The organism is Nonomuraea sp. NPDC048916, from assembly GCF_040649575.1.
In the GTDB taxonomy this organism is placed as follows: Bacteria; Actinomycetota; Actinomycetes; order Streptosporangiales; family Streptosporangiaceae; genus Nonomuraea.
In genome coordinates this window covers 1-23,166 of record NZ_JBEZFS010000049.1, presented here as the reverse complement: position 1 = coordinate 23,166, position 23,166 = coordinate 1, and the positions used below count along the sequence as shown (strand labels likewise).

Annotated in this window: 18 protein-coding genes; 8 read left to right on the top strand and 10 right to left on the bottom strand. The window is 71.4% G+C overall.

Annotated features, from left to right (window positions below; all coding sequences use genetic code 11):
- Nucleotides 1-192 precede the first annotated feature (192 nt).
- Nucleotides 193-1,296: a PP2C family protein-serine/threonine phosphatase gene (locus tag AB0C16_RS35390; RefSeq protein WP_357689669.1), complete on the top strand. Its 1,104-nt coding sequence runs from the start codon at nucleotides 193-195 to the stop codon at nucleotides 1,294-1,296.
- A 5-nt stretch (nucleotides 1,297-1,301) separates the two neighbouring features.
- Here AB0C16_RS35390 and AB0C16_RS35385 read toward each other — a convergent pair whose 3' ends face one another.
- From AB0C16_RS35385 to AB0C16_RS35370, 4 genes are all read right to left on the bottom strand, one after another.
- Nucleotides 1,302-2,108, bottom strand: coding sequence for an ABC transporter permease (locus tag AB0C16_RS35385; RefSeq protein ID WP_357689667.1), 807 nt, complete (start codon nucleotides 2,106-2,108; stop codon nucleotides 1,302-1,304).
- Nucleotides 2,105-2,995 carry an ABC transporter permease gene (locus tag AB0C16_RS35380; protein ID WP_357689665.1) on the bottom strand — a complete coding sequence of 297 codons (891 nt, stop codon included), beginning with the start codon at nucleotides 2,993-2,995 and terminating at the stop codon, nucleotides 2,105-2,107. Before AB0C16_RS35380 ends, AB0C16_RS35385 begins: the two co-directional genes overlap by 4 nt.
- A gap of 56 nt (nucleotides 2,996-3,051) precedes the next feature.
- On the bottom strand, nucleotides 3,052-4,263 hold the full coding sequence (locus AB0C16_RS35375; protein WP_357689663.1) for an ABC transporter substrate-binding protein: 1,212 nt from the start codon (nucleotides 4,261-4,263) through the stop codon (nucleotides 3,052-3,054).
- An 82-nt stretch (nucleotides 4,264-4,345) separates the two neighbouring features.
- A complete protein-coding gene (locus tag AB0C16_RS35370; protein WP_357689661.1) occupies nucleotides 4,346-5,371 on the bottom strand; it encodes an ABC transporter ATP-binding protein in 1,026 nt (341 codons plus the stop codon).
- A gap of 143 nt (nucleotides 5,372-5,514) precedes the next feature.
- Here AB0C16_RS35370 and AB0C16_RS35365 point away from each other — a divergent pair, with 143 nt between their 5' ends.
- Genes AB0C16_RS35365 through AB0C16_RS35355 form a run of 3 tightly spaced genes read left to right on the top strand, consistent with a single transcriptional unit; the run spans nucleotide 5,515 to nucleotide 7,453 of the window.
- Nucleotides 5,515-6,234: an FCD domain-containing protein gene (locus AB0C16_RS35365; protein WP_357689659.1), complete on the top strand. Its 720-nt coding sequence runs from the start codon at nucleotides 5,515-5,517 to the stop codon at nucleotides 6,232-6,234.
- Nucleotides 6,235-6,238: 4 nt separating this feature from the next.
- Complete coding sequence (locus AB0C16_RS35360; protein WP_357689657.1) at nucleotides 6,239-6,955, top strand: cache domain-containing protein; 717 nt, start codon at nucleotides 6,239-6,241, stop codon at nucleotides 6,953-6,955.
- 27 nt (nucleotides 6,956-6,982) lie between these two features.
- Complete coding sequence (locus AB0C16_RS35355) at nucleotides 6,983-7,453, top strand: PPOX class F420-dependent oxidoreductase (RefSeq protein ID WP_357689656.1); 471 nt, start codon at nucleotides 6,983-6,985, stop codon at nucleotides 7,451-7,453.
- A gap of 310 nt (nucleotides 7,454-7,763) precedes the next feature.
- On the opposite strand, the gene AB0C16_RS35350 is transcribed toward AB0C16_RS35355, so the two are convergent.
- A complete protein-coding gene (locus AB0C16_RS35350) occupies nucleotides 7,764-9,812 on the bottom strand; it encodes an APC family permease (RefSeq protein ID WP_357689654.1) in 2,049 nt (682 codons plus the stop codon).
- Nucleotides 9,813-10,124: 312 nt separating this feature from the next.
- Here AB0C16_RS35350 and AB0C16_RS35345 point away from each other — a divergent pair, with 312 nt between their 5' ends.
- Nucleotides 10,125-10,865, top strand: coding sequence for a DUF4118 domain-containing protein (locus AB0C16_RS35345; protein ID WP_357689653.1), 741 nt, complete (start codon nucleotides 10,125-10,127; stop codon nucleotides 10,863-10,865).
- Nucleotides 10,866-11,354: 489 nt separating this feature from the next.
- Nucleotides 11,355-11,897, top strand: coding sequence for a flavin reductase family protein (locus AB0C16_RS35340; RefSeq protein ID WP_357689652.1), 543 nt, complete (start codon nucleotides 11,355-11,357; stop codon nucleotides 11,895-11,897).
- Between the two features lie 23 nt (nucleotides 11,898-11,920).
- On the opposite strand, the gene AB0C16_RS35335 is transcribed toward AB0C16_RS35340, so the two are convergent.
- From AB0C16_RS35335 to AB0C16_RS35320, 4 genes are all read right to left on the bottom strand, one after another.
- Complete coding sequence (locus tag AB0C16_RS35335) at nucleotides 11,921-12,571, bottom strand: hypothetical protein (protein WP_357689650.1); 651 nt, start codon at nucleotides 12,569-12,571, stop codon at nucleotides 11,921-11,923.
- A 5-nt stretch (nucleotides 12,572-12,576) separates the two neighbouring features.
- Entirely contained in the window at nucleotides 12,577-14,613 is a 2,037-nt protein-coding gene (locus tag AB0C16_RS35330; protein WP_357689648.1) for a M48 family metalloprotease, read from the bottom strand.
- A gap of 3 nt (nucleotides 14,614-14,616) precedes the next feature.
- Nucleotides 14,617-15,096, bottom strand: coding sequence for a hypothetical protein (locus AB0C16_RS35325; protein ID WP_357689646.1), 480 nt, complete (start codon nucleotides 15,094-15,096; stop codon nucleotides 14,617-14,619).
- Nucleotides 15,097-15,290: 194 nt separating this feature from the next.
- Nucleotides 15,291-15,968, bottom strand: coding sequence for a hypothetical protein (locus AB0C16_RS35320; RefSeq protein ID WP_357689644.1), 678 nt, complete (start codon nucleotides 15,966-15,968; stop codon nucleotides 15,291-15,293).
- A 243-nt stretch (nucleotides 15,969-16,211) separates the two neighbouring features.
- Here AB0C16_RS35320 and AB0C16_RS35315 point away from each other — a divergent pair, with 243 nt between their 5' ends.
- Both AB0C16_RS35315 and AB0C16_RS35310 read left to right on the top strand, forming a co-directional pair.
- A complete protein-coding gene (locus AB0C16_RS35315) occupies nucleotides 16,212-19,109 on the top strand; it encodes a M36 family metallopeptidase (protein WP_357689642.1) in 2,898 nt (965 codons plus the stop codon).
- Between the two features lie 295 nt (nucleotides 19,110-19,404).
- The gene (locus AB0C16_RS35310; protein WP_357689640.1) at nucleotides 19,405-21,981 is read left to right on the top strand and encodes a M14 family zinc carboxypeptidase; all 2,577 of its coding nucleotides are present in this window, start codon (nucleotides 19,405-19,407) and stop codon (nucleotides 21,979-21,981) included.
- A gap of 54 nt (nucleotides 21,982-22,035) precedes the next feature.
- On the opposite strand, the gene AB0C16_RS35305 is transcribed toward AB0C16_RS35310, so the two are convergent.
- On the bottom strand, nucleotides 22,036-22,905 hold the full coding sequence (locus AB0C16_RS35305) for an LLM class F420-dependent oxidoreductase (RefSeq protein ID WP_357689638.1): 870 nt from the start codon (nucleotides 22,903-22,905) through the stop codon (nucleotides 22,036-22,038).
- Nucleotides 22,906-23,166 lie beyond the last annotated feature (261 nt).

Genomic DNA, 23,166 nt, shown 5'->3' with positions numbered 1-23,166 from the left:
CGGCGAGCGTCCTGACTTCCAGGCTACAGCCTCCCTGACCTGCGCTTCGTTTGGCAGCTGGGAAGGAATGTCGTAGCCGGGGCCGGTGGCGCGGCAACCGGGCGGCCTCGCGGGGCTGAAAGCCGACCCGCGAAGGTTCGCGTGTCCGTCGGCTGGAGGGGGGAACTGCCTGGTAGAAGGTGGACACGGGGGGTGACGCGGGGCGTGTGGGGTAGCGGACGGCGGCGGCGGCGCAGGCGGCCCTTTCTCTCGGCGGGGACGTTCGTAGCCTGGCTCGGCATCATCACCGTGGCCGTGGTCGGGTTCGACCTGCTCACGGGCACGGCCGTGGGGCTGGTGCCGCTGCTGATCTTCCTGCCGGCGATCGTCTCGGGGCTGGGCACCGTCCGGCAGACGGTTCTGGCGTCCGTGTGGGTGGTCCTGGTGGTGGCCGCGTCCGTCGCCTGGCTGGGTGGCGGCCCGCGCACGGCCCTGATCGCGGCCGGGTTCACGGCCGCGTTCGGCGCGGCGAGCGTGTTCGGGTGCCACTATCGGATCCGCCGAGACGAGGAGGTCCACCGGCTGCGTTCGGCGGCGGCGGCCCTGCAGCGGCACCTCGTCCGCCCGCTGCCGCTGCGCACCCGGGAGGTCGTCGTGGACGGTCTCTACCAGCCGGTCGAGGAGGACTCCTTGGTGGGCGGCGACATCTACGAGGTGGCCGCCTCCGACTACTGGACCAGGGTGCTGATCGCGGACGTGCAGGGCAAGGGGCTGTCGGCGATCGGCAACGCCTTCGTCGTCGTCGGCGCGTTCCGGGAGGCGGTCTACCGGGAGGCCACGCTCACCGGCGTCGTCGAAGCGCTGGAGAGCGCCGTGGTCAGGCAGAACGCGTTCGCCGCGCGCACCGGAGAGCCCGAGCGTTTCGTCACCGCCCTCGTGCTCGACATCGGTCTGGAGGGCGACATCGAGGCGGTCAACTGCGGGCACATCGCCCCGTACCTGATCTATGACAATCATGTCGGGCCGGTGCGCCTGGAGGAGCACGGCCTGCCCCTCGGCCTGGCCGGGCTGACGACGGAGCCGCGCCGGAGCTTCCGGTTCGCCTTGCCGCCGGGGGCGACCCTGCTGCTGTGCACCGACGGCGTCACCGAGGCCCGTGACCGCGACGGCTCGTTCTATCCCCTGGAGGAGCGGCTGCGCGCGTGGGCCCGCGACCCGCCCGCCCGGCTCGCCGAGGCCCTGAGCGAGGACCTGGAGGCCTTCACCCGGGCCTCGCCGCGCGACGACATCGCCGTCCTGATCCTGCGCAGGGCGTGACGGGGTCAGTGGGTCCGGGCGCCGCCCGACAGGCGCTGGGCGAGGTAGATCGGGACGATCGAGAAGATGATCAGCGCGGCGGCGACCACGTTGACCACCGGCGCCTGGTTCGGGCGGAACAGGTTCTCGAAGATCCAGATCGGCAGGGTCCGCACGCCGGCCCCGGCCGTGAACGTCGTCACGATGATCTCGTCGAACGACAGCGCGAACGCCAGCAGGCCGCCCGCGAGCAGCGCCGAGCGGATCATGGGGAAGGTGATCAGCCGGAAGGTCGTGAACGGGTCGGCGCCCAGGTCGGCCGAGGCCTCCTCGACGCTCGTCCCGGTACGGCGCAGCCGGGCCAGCACGTTGTTGAACACGGTGACCACGCAGAACGTGGCGTGTCCCACGATCACCGTGAACAGCCCGAGGCCCACGCCGAACGGTTCGAGGATGGTACGGAAGGCGTTGTTCAGCGCGATGCCGGTGACGATGCCGGGCAGCGCGATGGGCAGCAGGATCAGCAGTGACACGGTGTTCTTGCCGAAGAAGGAGTATCTCTGGACCGCGAAGGCCGTCATCGTGCCGAGCAGCAGCGCGATCGCGGTGGCCCCGAGGCCGGCCTGGACGGAGGTCCACAGGGCGTCGCGCACGCCGGAGGAGTTCCAGGCGGCCTCCCACCACCGCGTGGTGAGGCCGGTGGGCGGCCAGGCGAAGGTCCGGTCGGAGTTGAACGAATTCAGCAGCACGATCAGCAGCGGCACGTAGATGACGCCGAGACCGGCGACCAGAGCCGCCAGCAGCGTGACGCGAGCCGTACGAGAGATGTTCACAGGTTCTCCAGGGCGCCGGTCCGGCGGACGGCGGTGAGGTAGACCAGCATGATCACGACGGGCACGGTGGCGACGGCGGCGGCGAACGGCAGGTTGTTGGCCGCGCCGATGTTGTCGTAGACGACGTTGCCGATGAGCTGCGACCTGCCGCCGACGATCTTCACGGCGATGTAGTCGCCGAGGGACAGCGAGAACGTGAAGATCGACCCCGCCACCACGGCCGGGAACGTCAGCGGCCAGACCACCGTCCGGAACGTCCGCCAGCCCCGCGCGCCCAGGTCGCCCGCCGCCTCCAGCAGCGAGTCGGGCAGGCGCTCGAGGCCCGCGTAGATCGGCAGGATCATGTACGGCAGCCAGAGGTAGGACAGCGTGATGATCGTCGCACCCAGCCCGTAGCCCCAGCCGAGGATGCCCTCCGACGACAGCATCACCCGCCAGGCGTAGGCCTTGACCAGGTAGGACGCCCACAGCGGCGTGAGCACCATGATGACCAGCCACCGCTGGGCCCGCGGGGAGGCGAGCTTCGCCATCGCGAACGCCATCGGGAACGCGATCACCAGGTCGATCAGGGTGACCGCCACCGCCACCCCGAGCGAGCGCAGCGCGATCGTCCGGTACACGTCACCGGTGACCAGGTCCTGGAAGTTGGCCCAGGTGAACACCCTGATCAGGTCACCGGTGAACGTGTCGACGCTCCAGAAGGCGGTGACGAACAGCGCGGCCAGGGCTCCCAGGTAGGCGATCCCCAGCCAGGCCATGGGAGCCGACAGCAGCAGCGCCAGCCGTACTCGCGCGTGCCGGTCCAGGAACGCCGCCAGCCGCCCTCGCGGCCCCGTACGGCCCGCGCTCCCCGGAACCGCGCTCTCCGGAACCGTGGTCACCGGCATGTCGTCCCCTTCCGCTTTTCCGCTTCCCGCTGCTTCCCGCTGTCGTGTCGCCGAGGTCAGCCCTTGATCTCGGTCCAGGCCCGGGTCCACTCCGAGTAGTCGACGCACTTGACGTCCGTCCGGCCGTCCAGGCACTGGGCGATGGGCGTGGTCCAGTAGTAGACCTTGGAGAAGTAGCTCTCGTCGGTCGCGTGGAAGGTGTCGCAGAACGCCTTGTCCGAGGTCTGCGCGCACGACTTCTGGTTGGCGGGGGCCTCACCGAACCACTCGGCCACCTGCGCGTTCGCGGTGGGGGAGATGATCCAGTCCAGCCACCTGTAGGCGCAGCCGGGGTTCTTCGCCTGGGCCGCGACCATCCAGGTGTCCGACCAGCCGGTCGCGCCCTCCTTGGGCAGCACCACCTCCACGGGCGCCTTCTCGGCCGTGGCGAGGTTGGCGATGACCTGCCAGGTGGTGCCCACGACGGTGTCGCCGCCCTTGAACGCCTGGATCGCCTTGGTGTAGTCGGACCAGTACTCGCCGATGATCTGCTTCTGCTGCTTGAGCAGGTCCACCGACGCCTGGAACTGCTTGTCGTCCAGCGCGTACGGGTTCTTGATGCCGAGCTCGGGTTTGGTCGCCATGAGGTAGACGGCGGCGTCGGCGATGTAGATCGGCGAGTCGTAGGCCGTCACCTTGCCCTTGTACGGCGAGGCCGGGTCGAACACGACGCCCCACGAGTCGGGGGGCGTGGTGACCACGTCGGTCCGCCACATGAGCAGGTTGGCGCCGCGCCCGTGCGGCACGCCGTAGGGGACGCCGTTCACGGAGTTCCACGGCTTGAGCTTGAGGCCCTCGAAGACGTCCTTGTAGTTGGGGATGAGGTCCAGGTTGACCGGGGCGGCCGTGCCCGAGGCGATCAGCCGCAGCGAGGCGTCACCCGAGGCCGAAACGGCGTCGTACTCGCCGGTCTTCATCAGGTTGACCATCTCGTCGGAGGTGCTCGCGGTCTTGGTGTTGACCTTGCACCCGGTGGCCTTCTCGAAGGGGTGGACCCAGTCGACCTTGGGATCGTTGGAGCCGTCCTCGGCGTAGCCCGCCCAGGCGACCAGGTTGACCTGGCCCTCGGCCGGTCCGAGCGTCTTCATCGCCTCCAGCTTGGGGGCGGTGAAGCCGCTCTGGCCGGGGGCGGTGGCACCCGGGGTGCTGCCGCCTCCGCAGGCGGTCGCGGCGGCGAGCGCCAGCCCCGCGGTGGCGATCAGTGCGGCCCTGACACGTGTGGAGCGCATTGCGGTGTCTCCTTGCTCTCGCTGGAGGTTTCGGGGGGGTGGGGCCGCCGGAAGATCGCCCGGCGGCCCGCTCGGCGACGCGCTAGGTGATGGCGAACTCGTGCTGCCGGTGCCAGACGAGCCGGACGCGGGCCCCGCGCAGGCCCATCACGTCCATGGACGACACCTGCTGGTTCTGCTGCAGGGCGATGAGCCGGCCGCCGGCGTCCAGGTCGACGACGAACCGGGTGGCCGGGCCCGCGTAGACGACCTCGCTGACCGTCCCGCCGGCGCTGTGCTCGCCGGGGCCCGCGGGGGCGTCGTCGAGGACGACGCGCAGCTTCTCGGGCCGGACGCTGAACGTCCCGTCCCTGCCCAGCACGCTCCGCGCCGCCTGGCCGGCGATGAGGTTGGAGGTGCCGACGAATCCGGCGACGAACGCGGTGGCCGGGCGTTCGTAGACCTCGGCGGGGGTTCCCACCTGCTCGACGACGCCCTCCTTGAACACCGCGACCCGGTCGCTCATGGTGAGCGCCTCCTCCTGGTCGTGGGTGACGAACAGGAAGGTGATGCCGACCTCCCGCTGGATCGCCTTCAGCTCGACCTGCATCTCCTCGCGGAGCTTGAGGTCGAGCGCGCCGAGCGGCTCGTCGAGCAGGAGCACGCGGGGCCGGTTGACCAGGGCACGGGCGAGCGCGACCCGCTGGCGCTGGCCGCCGGACAGCTGCGCCGGGCGGCGGCGTTCGTAGCCGCCGAGCCGGACGGTCTCCAGGGCGGCCAGGGCCCGGTCGCGCCGTGCCGCCCTGGGGACCTTCTTCACCCGCAGGCCGTACTCGACGTTCTGCAGCACGTTCATGTGCGGGAAGAGCGCGTAGTCCTGGAAGACCGTGTTCACGTCGCGTTCGAAGGGCGCCAGCCGGGTGACGTCGCGCCCGCCGAGCTCGACGGTGCCGGCGGTGGGCGACTCGAACCCGGCGATCATCCGGAGCACCGTCGTCTTGCCGGAGCCCGACGGTCCGAGCATGGCGAAGAACTCGCCGTCGGCGATGTCGAGGTCCACCCCTGCGACGGCCTCCACGGTTCCGAAACTTTTACGCAGTCCGCGCAGGCCCACGGCTTGGTCTAACATGTCCTGAAACATATGATGTTAAATGTTTCGGGACAAGACATGATCCGGTATCACTGAGGTAAACGGCGTGGCGCGAGGTGGCCGGCCAGGGCGAAGGGGAGTCGTATGGGGTCCGGCGGCCGGGAGACCGGGTGGCAGTGCCGATGAACACGACACGTCTGGCCGTCTTCTCCCCTCTGGACAGCACCGGCCGGGTGGACGCCGTGGTCCGCCGCCTCGCCGACGCCATCGCCCTCGGCCTGCTCTCCGACGGGGAGCAACTGCCCAGCGAGGCCGAGCTCGCCGGCCGGCTCGGCGTCTCCACCGTCACCCTGCGGGAGGCGCTCATGGCGCTGCGCCAGCAGGGCATGGTCGAGACCCGCCGCGGCCGGGGCGGCGGCAGCTTCGTCCGGGTGCCCGCCGAGCTCGATCTCGGCATCCACCTCCGCACGTTCGCCGTCGAGGAACTGCGTGACCTGGGAGACCACTACGCCGCCATCGCCGGCGCCGCCGCCCGGCTGGCCGCGCAGCGCTCGCTCCCTTCCGACCTCGCGCCCCTGTGGCGGTCGCTCGCGGAGATGGCGGACGCGGAGTCCAGCGCCGAGCGCCGCCGGATCGACGGACGCTTCCACATCGAGCTCGCGGCCGCCTCCCAGTCCGCCCGGCTCACCCGGGAAGAGATCCGGTTACAGGCCGACATCGGACCGTTGCTCTGGCTTTCGCACGATGAGGTCGGGGGTCACGATGGAGTGGCCGCCCAGCACCGGGCCATCGCCGAGGCCGTCCAGCAGAACGACGGAGAGCGGGCCAGAGCTCTGGCCGAGCGGCACGTGCTCGACGCCATAGACCTTCTCATCGAGCTTCGGCTGCGGGTCCAGGAGTAGAACGATGATCGCCAAATCGGATGTCGAGCGGTCCGGCACGACAGAGCAGGCCGCCACCCGCGTGTGCCGGGTCGCCGAAGAGATGTTCGGCGTCCTGAACGAGGTTCGCGAGCTGACCGCCGCCCGGGCCCGCGCCGTGCGTGACAGCGGGCGGCGGCTCGCCACCGCCGACCTCGAGGGCTTACGGCCCTTGCTGTTCCGCCGGCTGGGCGTCGTCCTCATCTCCGGCATCGGCTTCATCGCCGCCCCGGGGCTGCTGGCCGACGCCCCCTGGTATCTCGAGTGGTGGCAGGAGAGCCCGTCCGGACGGCCGTCGCAACTCCTGCCCGACCTCGACCCGTCGAGCAGCGCCTTCTACGACTACACCCACTGGGACTGGTACGCGGGCCCCCACGCGGGCGCCGAGCGGACCATCTGCGGCCCGTACGTCGACTACCTCTGCACCGACGAATACAGCCTCACGCTGTCGGTGCCCGTGACCCTCGACGGCCTGTTCATCGGCGTGGCCGCCGCCGACGTCTTCGTCCGCCGCTTCGAGGCCGCCGTGCTCCCCGCCCTGCGGGAGATCCCGGGCCCCGCCTTCCTGACCAACTCCCAGGGCCGCGTGGTGGTCTCCAACACCGCCCGCTGGGTCGCCGGGAGCGTCTACCGGGGGACCGAGGGCTTCAACGTGAAGCCCCTCGCGAACGTGCCGCTGTCGCTCGTCAGCGCTCCCGCCTGAGACCCGGGGGTGTGGAAGGCTGATGGCATGTCTCCCAGGATCGCCACCGCTCGCCGCGTGGACCTGCCCCAGCTCCTCGAGTTCCTCCGTCCCAGGCACCACGGCCTGCTGGTGACCACCCGCAAGGACGGGCGGCCCCAGCTCTCGCCGGTCTCCTGCGGGGTCGACGACGGCGGCCGGATCGTCGTGTCCACCTACCCCGCGCGGGCCAAGACGCGCAACGCCCGTCGCGACGAGCGGGCCTCGATCTGCGTGCTGTCCGACGACTGGGACGGCCCCTACGTCCAGGTCGACGGACGCGCCGAGGTGCTGGACATGCCCGAGGCGCTCGACGCGCTCGTCGACTACTACCGGTGCATCGCCGGCGAGCATCCCGACTGGGACGAATACCGCGACGCCATGCGCCGTCAGGGCAAGTCGCTGATCCGGATCCACATCGACCGCTGGGGCCCCGTCGCCACCGGCGGCTTCCCGCCCGATCTGACGCCCGTCGAGTGAACGTCAGGGGGGCCGTGCCGGCTCGTCCGTGTGGGCACCATGTTCACGTGAGAATCAGTTCTGGTGAAGGTCCAGGCCGAGGAGACGCAGGATGCGCGCCCCCGCGTCCGGCCCGGCCAGCTCGGCGATGCCGGGTCGGTAGTGGAGGATGTCCGCGATGACGGCCTCCTTGGACTACATTTGCCTCAGCGTTGGTGTGTCCATTTGGGGACGAAACGACGGTCACGAACGCGGCAGCAGCGAGCCGGCCAGCCACGGTGCCTTACCTCGTCGGCGGTCCGGCTGACGACGCCGTCTTCTGGGCTTTCAATCAGCAGGGACCTTGCACCTGCTGCGGAGGAGCGGGCGGAGTGGGCCTTCTGGGTTCGCCTCGCCGTACCGCCCCCGGAGCCGAGCCGGCCGGGAGCCCCGCCCGTCGGCGAGAGGAGCTCAACTGCCAGGGGACGGTCACGAGCACCACTCCGGGAACGAACATCAACCGGCTCTTCAGCCACAGGGTGGTCTGATTGGTCAGGATCTTCTCCCACCAGTAGCCCACGGCGTACTCGGGGATGAAGACGCTGACCACGTCACGCGGGCTGCGCCGGGGGATGGACCGGATGTACTTCACGACCGGGGTGGTGACCTCCCGATAGGGGGAGTCGAGGATCTTCAGCGGCACGTTGATGCCATAGGCGTCCCATTGGACGGCCAGCGCCTGGCTCTCGGCGCGGCTGACCGCCACGGTGATCGCCTCCAGGCTGTGGGCGTGGGTCGCGCGCGCGAAGCCCAGCGCCCGCAACGTGGCCGCCTCGACGTCCTGCACGAGGACGACGCCGATGACCCGGGGAGGGGCGGCGGCCTGGTCGGCGGGGTCGGTGACGGTCAGTTCGGCCCTGATGGCGTCGTAGCGGTGGCGGATGCCACGCATGATCAGCCACAGCAGCGCGGCGGCGGCGACGGCCAGGTAGGCGCCCTCGGTGAACTTGGTCGCCAGCACGATCAGCAGCACCACGCCGGTGATGACCGCGCCCACCGCGTTGATCGCGCGGGCGGTCTGGTGCCGGCGTCCGGCGGCGGTGTCCGTCTGGGTTCGGAGGGCCTCGGTCCAGTGCCGCACCATTCCGATCTGCGACAGGGTGAAGGAGGTGAACACGCCCAGGATGTACAGGTGGATCAGGGCGGTCACCGAGGCGTGGAAGGCCCACAGCAGCACACAGGAGACCGCGGCCAGCGCGAGGATGCCGTTGGAGTAGGCCAGCCGGTCGCCACGGGTGTACAACTGGCGCGGCAGGTAGTTGTGCCGGGCCAGCACCGAGGCCAGCAACGGAAAGCCGTTGAACGCGGTGTTGGCGGCCAGCACCAGCACCAGTGCGGTCGCGGCCTGGACGAGAAAGAATCCGGCGCTGTGATCTCCGCCGAAGACGGCGGAGGCCAACTGGGCGATCACCGTGCGCTGGGGAATGGCCGCGCAGCCGGGGCCCATGCCGGTGAGCCGGCAGGTGTCGCTGGTGATGTGGACCCCCGCGATGAGCGCTAGGGCCGTGATGCCGACGAACATCGTCACCGCGATCAGCCCCATGACGGCCAGGGTCGTGGCGGCATTGCGGGCCTTGGGCCGACGGAAGGCGGGCACTCCGTTGGAGATGGCCTCCACCCCGGTCAGGGCGGTGCAGCCACTGGAGAAGGCCCGTAGCAGGACCGCGAGCAGGGCCAGGACGCTCAAGTGCTCGTATCCGGCCTGCGGGACGATGCCGTGGGCCGCGGACTCGGCCACCGGCGGGGCTCCGGCCAGCCATCGCGCCAGGCCGGCGACGCACATGGTCAGGATGAGGCCGATGAACAGGTAGGTGGGGACGGCGAAGGCCCGCCCGGACTCACGTACCCCGCGCAGGTTCGTCGCCGTGAGGATCACGACGAACGCCACGGCCAGCACGACCCGCAGGTCGTGCAGCCCGGGGAAGGCGGAGATGATGTTGTCCACCCCGGCGGCGACGGAGACCGTCACCGTCATCACGTAGTCCACCAGCAGTGACGCGGCCACGACCAGGCCCGCCGAGGCGCCGAGGTTGGCCGAGACCACCTCGTACGACCCTCCTCCGCTGGGGTAGGCGTACACCACCTGCCGATAGGACAGCACCACGACCGCCATCAGCATCACCACGGCCGCCGCCACCCAGGTCGCCAGGTGCAGGTAGGCCAGACCGGCGAGGCTGAGCACCAGCAGGATCTCCTGCGTGGCATAGGCCACGGACGACAGCGGATCGGAGGCGAAGATCGGCAGTGCCATCCGCTTGGGCAGCAGCGTCTCGCCCAGCCGCTCGCTGCGCAGCGCCCGTCCGAGCACGGCGCGCTTGACCATCTCCACCAGGCGGGCCACGAAGATCGACCTTATGCGCGTCCCGCCGTCCGCCCGGTGAGGCCGCACTCGGACGATCGCGTGTCGGCCCGCCGCCGCTACCGGTGACCGCCGCCGGACGATCAGCCGGGTGACGCCGGCGCTCCTCTCGGTGACGACCACCTGGTCAGACGGCCAGGTCGCGGGGTAGGAAACATCGCGTCGGAGCGGGCTGCCTCGAAGCAGGCACCTCGGAACGGCCGTGTGGGAACGGCCGTGCGGGAACGGCCGTGCGGGAACGGCCGTGCCGGAAGGGCCGTGTCGGAACAGGGTGTGAGAAACGGGAGGTGTCCCATGTCGCGCTACGTGAACCGGGATCGGCTCGCGATCGTGGTCGCGCTGGTGGCTCCGCTGGTCGTCTCCGCGGCGCTCGTGCCGTTCCGCGCGAGTCTTCCGAACACGAGCGTGGCCCTGGTCCTGGTCGTGATCGTGGTCGCGGTGGCGGCCAACGGATACCGCATCGCCGGTGTGCTGGCGGCGATCTCGGCCGCGCTCTGGTTCGACTTCTTCTTCACGCCGCCCTTCCAGCGGTTCGCGATCGAGACGTCCTCGGACATCCAGACGACCGTGCTGCTGTTGATCGTGGGCCTGGTGGTGTCACAACTGGCGGCCCGCGCGCGACGGCTGCGGGTGATCGCGGTCACCGACGCCGGTTACCTGGCCCAGATCCATGAGACCGCCGAGCTGGCCCAGGTGGCGAAGTCCGCGGACGAGGTGGTGCAGCATGTCGCGGACCGGCTGACCGTTCTGCTGGGCCTGCGTGGTTGCCGGTTCGAGTACGGGACACTGATCGGGCATCCGCCGCGTCTGGAACAGGACGGAAGCGTGATCAAGGGCCGGAGGCACTGGAACGTCGACCGGCTCGGCCTGCCGGGGGAGGAGGTCGAGCTGCGGGCGGTCGGGGGCGGCTACTTCTACGGCCGGTTCATGCTCGATCCCACCCCCGGCTTCGTGCCGTCGCTGCAGGCGCGCCTGGTCGCGGTGACGCTCGCCGACCAGGCGGCCAGCGCTCTGCGAACCGCCGGGAATTTGTGATTTCATGTATAGCAAGTAGGAAATGTTGACTTTGTCCGGATCGGCTTGTAGCTTCGGCCGTATGAGCCAGGGCCTCTACCTGATCCGGCGCCCGCACGTGGACTTCGGCCACGTCGCCAGCGCGCAGTGTCGCTGATCACCGACCGCTCGCGGGCGCGCTCGCGCCGCCTCAACCCCTCCATCCTGGCATGGCCGCCCGGCCACGCCCCGATACGAGCTCTTTCCCCTCTGCGCGCCCGGGTGGTGGCGCGCGCCTTCCCCGGAGGAACCCTTCGTGATCAAGATCAGACCCGCCGCCGGCAGAGTAGCCCGTCGTGTCACGTCCGGCGTCGGCCGTCGTGTCACGTCCGGCGTCGGCCGTCGTGTCACGTCCGGCGTCGGCCGCCGTGCCGCTCTCGGCGTCGCCCCCCGAGTGCCCCCCGCCGTCACTCTCGCCGTCACGTCCGGCGTCGCCCGGCGCGTCGGCGTTCGTGAGGGAGGGGTGACCTCATGACGGAGACGCTCCCCGACCGCGTGATCGGCGCCGACGGCTACCGGCGTGCCCTGGCGGTGCACGCGGCCGGCGTCGTCATCATCACCGCGCAGTCCGACGGCATCCCCGTCGGGCTCACCGCGACGTCCTTCTCGTCCGTCAGCCTGGACCCGCCGCTGGTCTCCTTCTACGTCGACCGGTCCTCCACGACCTGGCCGCGGCTGCGCGCGGCCGACCACTTCGCGGTCAACGTCCTGGCCAGCGACCAGGCCGAGCTGGCGGCCAGGTTCGCGCGCAAGGACGTCGACCGCTTCGCCGAGCCGACCAGGTGGCGACCCGGCCCTCTCGGAGCGCCGCTGCTGCAGGACGTGTCGGCCCACCTCGTCTGCCTCCCGCACCAGACGGTCGACGTGGGCGATCACATCCTCGTGGTGGGCCTGGTCGCCGAGGCGAGCGTGTACGGCCCGGGCCGCCCCCTGCTCTACCACCAGGGCGGCTTCGGCCGCTTCATCGCCCATCCCCGGCCGGTCTCGAGCTCGCGGCGGCGTGGGCCACGGTGAAGGAGGCCGCCCGCCGGACCCGTTCAGCGGGCCACGGCACGTAGCCTGGCGGCCGCCCGCGCGGCGATCGCGTGGGCGGCCCCGGCCGTGGGTGGCTTGAAGGAGAGCTGGCTGAGCACCATCAGCGTGCCGCGCGACCTGGCCAGCACCAGCACGTTGCCCCACGCCCAGGCCCCGTTCACGTTGGCGGTGATCCACATGGCCTTGCTGCGGGTGCCGTACTTCGGCATGGTCATCGGGGTGACCTTGACGTCGATGACGGTCGGTTTCGCGCCGGTGTAGGCCAGGCTGAAGGCCGAGCAGCCGCGGAGCGTGCCGAGTATCCGGGTGAGGTCGCGGTCGGCGATGCCGGCCGTGGGGTAGCGCCGCAGGGTCTCCAGCACCCACGGGCCGAACTGCCCCTTGCTGAAGCCGGCAGAGGCGTACTCCACGCCGCGGTACTTGAAGGTGCTGTACTCCAGCTCATCCAGGACGGTGGAGCACGCCGGGGCCGTGCTGCTCTGGTAGGCCTCGTAGACCGGCTTCCACGAGCGGTACCCGGACGGGAGATCGGCCACGGTCAGCAGCCCTTTCCGGAGCTTGGGCCGCGCCTGGCCGTGGGCGGGGCCGGCGAGCAGACCGAGAGCGACCGCGAGGACGACGGCCAGGTGGCCGATGATCCGTAAGGGGGACATCGAGGTCACCAGCTTTCTGTCGGGAACGGGGGAGCGGGATCGGCTGCCGGGTGATCGTGGTAGCGGTTGAGGTTGTCGCAGCGCCTGACGAAGGCGGTCCACGCCACCGCCCCCAGATCCCCGGACCGGGCGCGGGCGCTGCGCGCGAACAGGTCGCCCGCCTGGCGCAGCAGTGAGTCGTCCGAGGCGCGCAGCAACTCGCCGAGCCGTGACCGGGCCGAGTGGTCGGCGGGATCGCCGAAGGCGGCCACGCCGGTCGTGTACAGGCCCAGGCAGATCGCTCCGGCCTGGGTGGAGTCGGGGAGCGCGGCCGGTGCCGGGGTGGCCGTCGTCGGGACCGTGCCCGCGGATCCGGCCGCCCGCGTCGGGGCGGTCGAGGTCGAGGACCCAGTCGAGGTCCCGGCCGCGGTCCCGGCCGGGGGCACGGCCAGCCAGGTCAGGGGCGCCGCAAGGAGCAATACGGCCAGCACGGCGGCGGTAGCGGCGGCCGGTGCCGTACGGGCGAGCGGCCACAGGGACAGCGCGGCCACCAGCGCCAGCGCCCCGAAGAGCAGCGCGGCCTGCGGCGTGATCACCAGCAGGGCCAAGCCCCGGGGCGTCCACCGTTCGGCCGCCGCGAGCCGTACGGCGACGAACCAGGTGCCCAGTACGACGGCGAGCAGCACGGCGGCCAGTGCCCCCGCGTACGGCCAGGCGCGCGGGCCCGTCCTGGGCAGCCACGCGCGGGCGGCCAGCGAGAGCCAGCCGGTGACCGCCGCGGTCAGCAGGGGAAGCACCGCCGCCAGCCACATCGCGGTGCCGGCCGGGATCTGGTCGGGGGTGATCCCGGAGGCCACCTCGGGCGTGCCGGGGAGCCAGTCGCCCCACCGCGCGCTCGCCCGCGGCGACAGCACGGCGCCCGCGACCAGCCCCACTCCCAGCGCGAGCCCGCACCCGAACGCGGGCCCGCTCACGGCCGGACGTGACAGGGCGGCCCGGAACACACCCAGGCCGACGATCCCGCAGATCGGAACGGCGGCGGCCAGCCCGGCGCACCAGTAGGCGACGACGGCCGGCACCGGCAGCGCCACCTGCAGGATCACGCCCAGCTCGGTGACGACGATGCCCGCCGAGACCCCTGCGGTGAACGCCTCGGCGACCGAGGACCTCATGTGCAGGCCGGGCTCGCGCACGACGTCCAGACGGCGGCCGATCGGCGGATGCAGGCGCACCACGTGCCGCCGCTCCCGCCGCCCGCCGGACAGCCAGGCGAGCACGTCCGCCGGCCTGATCTGCCGGGCACGCAGGTCGGCGTCGTGCTCCCGGGCCCTGACCACGGCGGAGAAGGTGCCCGCGACCAGCAGCGTGACGAGCACGCCGCGCCAGGTGAGCGCCACCGCCGGATCGGACTCGGTGGTCAGGAAGGCCGCGACCGCCGGTGGGCCGGCCACGACCAGTGCGAAGGCGGCGACCGCGAACAGGGCCAGGTAGCTACGCCCCACATCCTTGTTGCGCAGGTGGCCGAGTTCGTGTGCGAGGGTGGCGACGACGGTGGAACGTTCCCTTTCAGCATAGAAGGGGACGCACCCGGCGAGCATGACGCGGTTGCGGCCGTATGTGAACATCCACGGCCGCAAGCCGCGCTCGCTCAGCATGAGCACGGGCGTGCGCGGCAGGCGCGCGTCCTCGACGGTCGCGCGCACCGCCTCCGGCCAGCCGGTGAGTGGGGTGGCGCGGTGCCGGCGGGTGATCACGACCGGCGCGGCGACGTACGCCAGCAGGACCAGCACCGCGACCAGTGCCGGGCCCGCCAGCGGCGCCAGCGTCTGGAGCACGAGGATCCGGGTCGAGCAGTCGAGGAAATCTCCCACCTGGGAGAGCCGTCCGCACGCCAGGTTGCGTGCGCGCCAGCCGTCCTGCGCGAGCACCAGGAACCAGTAGCCCGCGAACAACGCGCCCGCCGCCACGGTCAAGAACAGCAGCCGCAACCGCGCCGCACTCGGCGGCGCCAGCGCGAACGGATCCGGATCGACCGGCACGCCGGGCGGGTCCGGCGCGGACATGGATCAGGCTCCCGGGCGTGGCGCGTCCGCGCTCCGCTGCAACTCGCCGACGACCGCGTCGGCCAGGAGCTGCGCGCGCTCCTCCGGCATGCCGAGCGCGCGGGCGCGTGAGAGTACGGACTCACCGATCCTGTGGCGCTGCGCGTCGTCGAAGGCGGGCAGGGGTGCCTCCAGCGCCGCTCTCCTCGCCCTGCGCCGCCGGGTCCAGGTGATGGCCGCCCGCACGCCGCCGCGGGACCGATCGGAGATCTCCTGCTTGGCGGCCTCGAGCACCGCTCCGCCGACGAACGACACGACGACCGGCGCCCAGGCCGCGACGTCGGCCAGCACCCCGGAACCGAGCAGCCGCTCGCCGGCGCGTTCCAAGTCGTCGGGATGCCTGACGTAGACGCCCCACAGCTGCGGCAGGTAGGGCAGCTCGTCCGGGTCGAGCCGGGTGACCACCGCCTCGACAAGTTGGTACGCGGTGCGTTGTTCGGACATGGGCACTCCTGGAGTGGGCAGAGCCGGTCAACAGAATTCCGATGAAAACGGTGCCGCTGACTAGTTCCCCATTTTTGTGCCTTGTTGTGCTGGAAAGCAGGCGAAAAGTTGGACCTCCACGTCCAGGACGGCCTCGCCCGGGGCACACGAGGGAGACCCCGGCGAACCCCGGTGAGCGTTCCCGGTGTTCCCCGTCAGTCGGCGATGTAGCCGATCGACCGGACGTCGTAGCCGCGGGCGGCCGAGCCCTTGAGACGCATGAACATGGCGCCGCCCTCGTACGAGTACGCGCAGCTGTAGCCCTTGCCCTCCTTCGTGCAGCCCTGGAAGAAGTAGGTCACGCCCCTGGGGTCGAACTTCACGCGGAAGAGCCTGTCGACCGCCGGCTTGGCGGCCACTTCGAGACCGAGGTTGCGGTCGCCCTTCTGCCACGCCCTGAACAGGTGCTTGGCGACGGCCGGCGGCTTGGTCAGGTGGCGCGACTGGTAGACCCTGGTCACCTTCGAGCCGGAGACGATCATGAGGAGACCGTTGAGCCCGCCCGGCACCCGCACGCTGGTGTGCGTGAACCGGCAGGCGTCGCCGGCGCAGCCCGCGAACTGGTCGGGGGCGCGGTAGACGTAGGAGAAGATCGACCTGACCGCGCCGGGTGTGGCGACCCGGGCGGCCGCCGCGCGGTCGTCGCGCAGCCACGCCCGGAACAACGTGTTCGACACCTTCGCCGGCGACGCCGTCCTCGCTGGTGAGGCCGGCTTCGCCGGGGTGGACGTGCCCGCCGGGGCCGCCGCGTTCGCGACGGCGGGGGAGGACGTGATCAGAAGCGCGGCGGCCGCGGCCGTCGCGGTCGCACCGGGCAACCATCGTCGTGACATGTCAGGAACACTAATGATGTCGGCTTGCACCCGGATTGCCGCCTGCTTGAGGCACCGCCGGGCGAAACGTTGATCATTTCCCGGCCCCACTTGCACACGCGTAACTTCATGTGAGTGGTTCTCGGATATCCCCTATACGCCGATATGTTGCCCTTTACAAGATCTTGTCAAGCAATAAAAGCAGTGTTACCTCTTGCGGGGACGCGTGTAATTCGCGCGCTCTAGGCGTGCAGGAGGGTAACAGTGTCCACCAAACCCTGGTTACGCAGCACCGTCGTCATCGCCGTCACGGCCTTGGCTCTCCCCATCGCCGGGGCAGCCCGGGGCGAACCCGGCGGGACGACGTCCATCGTCCACGACTTCCAGGCCGAGGAGCACGGCAAGCCCGACCTCGACAACCGGCGGGGCAGCGTCCCGCCGCCGGTCGGAGCCAACGCGCGGACCGCCGGACCGGCGGCCGAGATCCGCTGGAACATGCTCGGCACCCCGGCCGTCGTCACCGCCGCCGAACCTCTCGCCGAGGGCCTGGCCGCCGACCCGGAGCAGGCCGCGCGGGCCTACCTCAAGGACAACGAGCGCCTCTTCGGGCTGTCCGGCGCGTCGGTCGACGCCCTGGAGAAGGTCGCGGTCAACCCCATCGGCGGGGGTCACGCCGTACTGCTGCGCCAGCGCTTCGGCGACCTGCCGGCCGGCGTGGACGGGCTCGTCTCGGTCGGCGTCGCCGACGGAAAGGTCCGGCACGTCACCTCCTCGCTCTCGCGTGACACGGCGGCGCCCCCGGCCGCCGCGATCACCGGGCAGCGGGCACTGGAGATCGCGGCCAGGGACGGCGGCATCGACCTGGCCACGGCGGTCACCAAGCAGGTCACCCCGGTGGCCGTGCCCGCGCCCGACGGCGTGCACAGCGCGTACCAGGTGGTCCTGATCGGCGGCGACCAGGGCGAGGCCGCCGCGTACACGACCCACGTGGACGCGGTCAGCGGCGCGATCCTCGTGCGCGAGAACCTGGTTGACCACCTCGACCCGGACAACCCGCGGTGGGCCGCCTTCCCGGCGAACCCGCCGGCCGACTACTCCTCCACCGACACCCGCCAGACCTGGTGCTTCGTGACCGCTCCCGGCTGCGCCTACGTGGTGGGCGGCGACCCGGCGACCGGCAGGGCGTGGGACATCGACCACGCCACGGTCACGCCGGCCAACACCAGCCTCGGCAACGCGGCCCGTACCTTCGAGAACCGGGCGAACGGCGACCCGTTCACGGTCGGCACCCGGAGCAACGTGGTGACGCCGAGCCGCGACTACGTCTACCCCTGGCGGAACACCTGGCACGAGGCGAAGTGCGATCCCGCGGTGTTCGACCAGCCGGGCGAGAACGACCTCGAGGCCTCGATCGCCAACCTGCACGCCATGCACAACCGCATGCACGACTGGTCCTACCGGCTCGGCTTCACCGAGACCGCGTGGAACATGCAGGCCGACAACGGCGACCGCGGCGGCCTCGGCAACGACCCCGAGCAGGGCAACGCCCAGGCGGGCGCCCGCGTCCTGTCGGTCCGCGACAACGCCAACCAGATCACCGGCCCCGACGGGGTCGCGCCGATCTCCAACATGTACCTGTGGCAGCCGATCGCCGGTTCGTTCTACGCGCCGTGCACGGACGGCGACTACGACATGTCCGTCATCGGCCACGAATACACCCACGCGATCTCCGGCCGCATGATCGGCGGCCCGAACGCCGGATGGAGCGGCGCCCAGGCCGGCGCGATGAACGAGAGCAACTCCGACCTGGTCGCGATGGAGTACCTGTTCGAGTACGGTTTCCGCCCCGCCGGCCTCACCCCGTACGTCACGGGCGGCTACGTCACCGGAGACCCGGCGCGGGGCATCCGCAACTACGACATGTCCAAGTCCCCGCTCAACTACAGCGACATCGCCTACGACCTCGTCGGCCAGCAGGTCCACGCCGACGGCGAGATCTGGTCGGCCACCCAGTTCGACGTGCGGGCGGCCTTCGTCAAGAGGTACGGCGCGGGCACCGCGAAGCAGCAGCGGGCCTGCGCGGACGGCCAGAAGCCGGTCGCCGACTGCCCGGGCAACCGGCGCTGGGCCCAGCTCTCCTTCGACGCCCTGCTGCTGATGGCCTCGGGCGCGGTCAGCTACGTCGACCACCGCGACGCGCTGCTCGCGGCCGACACGATCCGGTTCGGCGGCAGGAACCACGACATCATGTGGCGCGCGTTCGCCGAGCACGGCCTCGGCCAGGGAGCGGCCAGCAACGGCGCGAACGACCCCGACCCGACGCCGAGCTTCGTCAACCCCGCCGGCAAGAACGGCTCTCTGCAGCTCAAGCCGCTGGGCGAGGCCAAGGGCGCGGCGCTGCGGCTCTACGTGGGCGACTACGAGGGACGCGTGGTCCCGGTCGCCGACACCGACCCCGCCACCGAGCTGGGCGACACCGTGGAGATGACGCCCGGTGTCTACGACTTCGTGGTCGCGGGCAACGGGTTCGGGCACACGCGGCTGAAGTTCGCGGTGGTGGGCGGCGTGAAACTGCCCCTTCCGCTGCCGTTGTTCCGCAACCACGCGTCCTCCACGGCCGGCGCCACGGCCGCGGGCGACGGCGTCAACCACGTCAAGCTGATCGACGAGACCGAGGCCACCAACTGGGCCTCGCTCACCGGCACGCCCGCGGGCAGGTCGGTCACCGTGGACCTGGCCGGCGACGCCCCCGTCACCGTCCGCAGGGTCCAGGTGAGCGCCATGCTCAGGCCCAACGTCGGCGACCCGGCCGACCCCGGCGCGCAGAACCGCTTCTCCGCGCTGCGCTCCTTCGAGGTGCTCGCCTGCGAGCAGGGCTGCGCCGACCCGGCCAACTACACCAAGATCTACACCAGTCCGGCGGACGCGTTCGACGCCACGCTGCCCCGGCCCCGGGGCGCCGACCTGCTCATCAAGTCGTTCCGCGTCCCCACCACCACCGCCACCCACCTGACCCTCCGCACGGTCACCAGCCAGTGCACCGGCAACCCGCGCTACGCCGGTGAACAGGACGCGGACCCCAACTCCGCGACGGACTGCGCCACCGCCAGCCCGCTCCGCGACCAGATCCGGGCCGCCGAGTTCCAGGCGTTCTCGCACTGACCCCCGGTTCCGTCACGGCTCGCGCCACCCGGGCGCGAGCCGTCGAGGGCGTGGAATGAGGGCTTCGGGCGGGCGGGGAGCGGCCCGGGCCGGGGGAGTGGGCGGGTGGCTGATCGCGGTGTGCGGGACGAGGAAGGGCGGCGTTCCTTCCGGTGCGGCCGGGGTGCCACGCGGCCCCTGGGGCGACGGTGTTCAGTGACGGATTGGCATGGATTGCGCGTCGCTCTGATCACGCACCTTGTGCCATGTCATCCCAGATCGTTACGAACGAGACAATTCTCTCGCGGAGGTCTCCTTGCGTTTACCCATCGCCCTGCTGAGCGTCGCCGCCTCGGCCGTACTCCTCGTCCCCACAGGGGTGGCCGCCGCCGATCCCGTCGAGCCACCCACACCTGCCGTACGGGACTTCGGCAACGGCCCCGAGCGGAACGAGGAGGCGGCCGGCGTCTCCGAGCCGGCCCAGATGCTCCGCGCCCAGGCCGTGGAACCGTTCCACTACGTGCCCGACCGTGACCGCGGCTATCCGAGGCAGACCCAGCTGCCGGTTCCCGCGGAGAATCCCGCCGACGCCTCCATCAAGCTCGGGCTGGTGCCGTACCACGGCATCGCGCCCAAGCTGAACGACCTGCAGAAGCTGAGCGACCGGGTGAGCGTGGAGGTCATCGGCCGCTCGCACCAGGGCCGCGACCTCTACCTCGTGACCGTCACCGCCCCGGAGAGCCGCGCCGAGGCGCGCGAACAGGACCGGATCCGCGAGCGCATCGAGAACGACCCGGCCGCCTCCGCCCGCGACCGGTCACTGCCCAAGAAGTACAAGGCGCCGGTCTTCATCAACGGCAACATCCACGGCAACGAGTGGGAGGGCACCGACGCCGCCCTGCGGGTCATCGAGGAGCTCGCGACCAGCACCGACTCCCAGGTCGCCAAACTGCTCGGCCGCACGCGGCTGTACTTCAACGTCACCGCCAACCCCGACGGCCGGTTCAACGGAGTGCGCGCCAACGGCGCCGGCTTCGACCTGAACCGTGACTTCATCACCGCCTCGCAGCCCGAGGCGCGGGCGATGCGCCAGCTGATGATCGACACCCAGCCCGTCGCCATGGTCGACCTGCACGGGTACGTCAACGGCACGCTCATCGAGCCCACCACGCCGCCGCACGGCGCGAACTACGAGTACGACCTGTTCATCAAGAACACCTACGCCAACGGGCTCGGCATGGAGGCCGCCGTCAAGGCGCTGGGTCACACGCCCGCGGCCGACGGCGTGTTCCCGCCGCAGATCCCGTTCCGGGACTCCCCGGAGGGCTGGGACGACTGGCCGCCGATCTTCACCCCGCAGTACGCGCCGTTCCAGGGCGCGGTCGCCTCGCACACCGTCGAGATCCCGCTGCGGGTCAACAACGCCGACTACAACAACCTGCCCGTCGAGGAGCTGCGCCGCCGGTCCTCGATCAACACCGCGATCGCCGCGGCCGCCGTCCGGGCGACGTACGGCTTCGTCCAGGACCGGCACGACCAGCTCATCGCCGACCAGATCGAGGTCTTCCGGCGGGGCGCGGCGGGTGAGCCGGCCAGGAGCGTGCCGCTCGACATCGTGCCCGGCTTCGGCCCCGAGGACGTCTACACCACCACCTACCCGCGGGCGTACGTGATCCCGGCGGGCACCGCGCAGCGCTCGGCCACGGCCGCCGCGCGCCTGGTGGACCATCTGGTCGCCAACGACGTCAGGGTGGAACGGGCGAGGCGGTCGTTCCAGCTGAACGGGACGACCTACCCGGCCGGCTCGTACGTCGTGGACATGCACCAGCCCAAGCGCGGGCTGGCCAACGTGATGCTGGAGCCCGGCGCCGACATCTCGCCCAGGGTGGACGCGATGTACGACATCTCCGGCTGGAGCCACGCCCTGCTCTGGGGCGCCACCGTGGACGCCGTCACCACCGGCTCCCTGCGCGTGCCCGCCGAGCCGGTCAACGCGGCCGCCCCGACCGGCTCGATCCCGAGGACTCCCGGACCGCTGGCGCTGAAGGTGAGCGACGCCAAGGAGGTCCAGGCGCTGAACGAGCTGCTGGCACAGGGCGTCGCGGTGACCTGGGCGAGCGACGGCACCGCGATCGTCCCGGCCGCCGCGCGGGAGGCCGCCGGGACGGCGGCCGACAGGTACGGCGTGGCGTTCACCGCGGCCGGATCGGCCTCGGGCGTCCCGCTGTCCCAGGTGCGGATCGCCGCGGCCGCCTCCGCGGATGAGCTGTTCACGCTGCGCGAGATGGGCTTCGAGGTCACCCCGGTCTCCACCGCCGTCCTCAACGCCGGCTTCGACTGGAGCGCGACCGACGTGCTCTTCGTCTCCAGCGGGCTGAGCTACGCGGCGCTCAACCCGGCGGCCCGCACGGCGCTCGACGGGTTCCTCGCCACCGGCGGCGTGGTCACCCGGGGCGGCACCGGCGCGACCTTCAACGCCGCCGCCGGCCTGCTCACCGCGACCGCGGTCGCCGGGCGCGGCGACGCCAACGGCGTGGTGCGGGTCAGCTCCTCGGCCGGTTCGGTGGGCAACGGCTCGCCGGAGCACTCGTTCGTCTACTCGCCGCGCTGGTTCACCGGCCTCGGCCCCGAGGTCACGGTCGAGCAGTCGTACGCGGCCGACGGGCCGCTGGTCTCCGGCCACTGGCGGCCCAACGCCAACGGGACCGGCGGCCAGGACGCGGCCAGGAACCAGGCGGCCGTGGTCAGCGGGCGCGACGAGCGCGGCGCGGCCGTGGTGCTGTTCGGCACCGAGCCGATGTTCCGCAACCACCCCAAGGGGTTGTTCCCACAGGTGGCGAGGGCGTTGTACTGGTCGGCCTCGGTGACCGCCCCGGCCGTCACCACACCCTGACCGGGCACCCCGGGCCGGCGGCCTCGTCCAGGTCGCCGGCCCGCGGGCGCGGTCCTAGTCCCTGCGCAGCCCGAGCGTCTCGGCGGCGGTCTCCAGCGCGGCCAGGTGCTCGTCGACCGAGCCGAGCCCGGCGCCCATGGTGTTGACGGCCATGTGGGTGGCGCCGGCCTCCCGCCACCGGCGGGCCAGCTCGGCCAGCTCCTCCGCGCTGCCCGTCCAGCCGACCCGGCCCTCCATGCCGAGCGAGGCGGGATCGCGGCCAGACTCGGCGGCGGCCTCGTCGACGATCGCCTTGGCCTCGTCCAGCTCCGGGCCCGGAGACATCTGCGGGAACCAGCCGTCGGCCAGCCGTCCGGCGCGGCGGTACGCCCGAGGTGAGTAGGCGCCGAACCAGACGGGGATCGGCCGCTGCACCGGCAGCGGGGCCAGCCCGGCTCCCGTCACCTTGTCAAAGGCGCCCTCGAAGGTGATCGACGGCTCGGTCCAGAGCCTGCGCATCAACGCGACCTGCTCCTCGATGCGCCTGCCCCGGGTGGTGAAGTCCTGGCCGAGGGCTTCGTACTCGACCTGGTTCCACCCGAGCCCCACGCCCAGCCGCAACCGGCCGTCGCTGAGCAGGTCGACCTCGGCCGCCTGCTTGGCCACCAGGGCCGTCTGGCGCTGGGGCAGGATGATGATGGAGGTGACGAGTTCCAGCGAGGTCAGGGCGGCGAGGTAGCCGAACAGGACCATCGGCTCGTGGAACGTGGTGCGCACGTCGTAGGGGCCGCGCCAGCCCCGGTGAACCTCGGGATCCGCCCCGACGACGTGGTCGAAGGCCATCACGTGCCGGAAGCCGAGCGCCTCGACTCCCTGTCCGTAGGCGCGCACCGCGCCCGCGTCCGCCCCGATCTCGGTCTGGGGAAAGACGACACCGATCCGCATCCATGGCTCCCGTCTCGTGTCAGCCGAACTCGCCGACCATCATCGCGTGCCCGGCCCCGTTCGACCGCGAGCGACTGCCTCGGGTCGGCCCCGTGTTTCGTGAAATGTGGGTCATTCACTACCCGAACTACGGCCTGCCTCGAGCCCCAGGCTGCCACCCATCCCACGGGCCGGACTCGGTGCCCTCACCGCCGCGGTCATGGAGTCCTTCCAGACGGAGGCGGGGTTCCGGGCGAGGGCGGGCCGCCGTCTGGCGGCCCG

Bases quoted from the DNA above. Each gene is read 5' to 3' on its own strand.
- AB0C16_RS35380 (WP_357689665.1), bottom strand. From the start codon at position 2,995: ATGCCGGTGACCACGGTTCCGGAGAGCGCGGTTCCGGGGAGCGCGGGC.
- AB0C16_RS35375 (WP_357689663.1), bottom strand. From the start codon at position 4,263: ATGCGCTCCACACGTGTCAGGGCCGCACTGATCGCCACCGCGGGGCTG.
- AB0C16_RS35370 (WP_357689661.1), bottom strand. From the start codon at position 5,371: ATGTTAGACCAAGCCGTGGGCCTGCGCGGACTGCGTAAAAGTTTCGGA.
- AB0C16_RS35365 (WP_357689659.1), top strand. From the start codon at position 5,515: ATGAACACGACACGTCTGGCCGTCTTCTCCCCTCTGGACAGCACCGGC.
- AB0C16_RS35360 (WP_357689657.1), top strand. From the start codon at position 6,239: ATGATCGCCAAATCGGATGTCGAGCGGTCCGGCACGACAGAGCAGGCC.
- AB0C16_RS35355 (WP_357689656.1), top strand. From the start codon at position 6,983: ATGTCTCCCAGGATCGCCACCGCTCGCCGCGTGGACCTGCCCCAGCTC.
- AB0C16_RS35345 (WP_357689653.1), top strand. From the start codon at position 10,125: ATGTCGCGCTACGTGAACCGGGATCGGCTCGCGATCGTGGTCGCGCTG.
- AB0C16_RS35340 (WP_357689652.1), top strand. From the start codon at position 11,355: ATGACGGAGACGCTCCCCGACCGCGTGATCGGCGCCGACGGCTACCGG.
- AB0C16_RS35335 (WP_357689650.1), bottom strand. From the start codon at position 12,571: ATGTCCCCCTTACGGATCATCGGCCACCTGGCCGTCGTCCTCGCGGTC.
- AB0C16_RS35330 (WP_357689648.1), bottom strand. From the start codon at position 14,613: ATGTCCGCGCCGGACCCGCCCGGCGTGCCGGTCGATCCGGATCCGTTC.
- AB0C16_RS35325 (WP_357689646.1), bottom strand. From the start codon at position 15,096: ATGTCCGAACAACGCACCGCGTACCAACTTGTCGAGGCGGTGGTCACC.
- AB0C16_RS35320 (WP_357689644.1), bottom strand. From the start codon at position 15,968: ATGTCACGACGATGGTTGCCCGGTGCGACCGCGACGGCCGCGGCCGCC.
- AB0C16_RS35305 (WP_357689638.1), bottom strand. From the start codon at position 22,905: ATGCGGATCGGTGTCGTCTTTCCCCAGACCGAGATCGGGGCGGACGCG.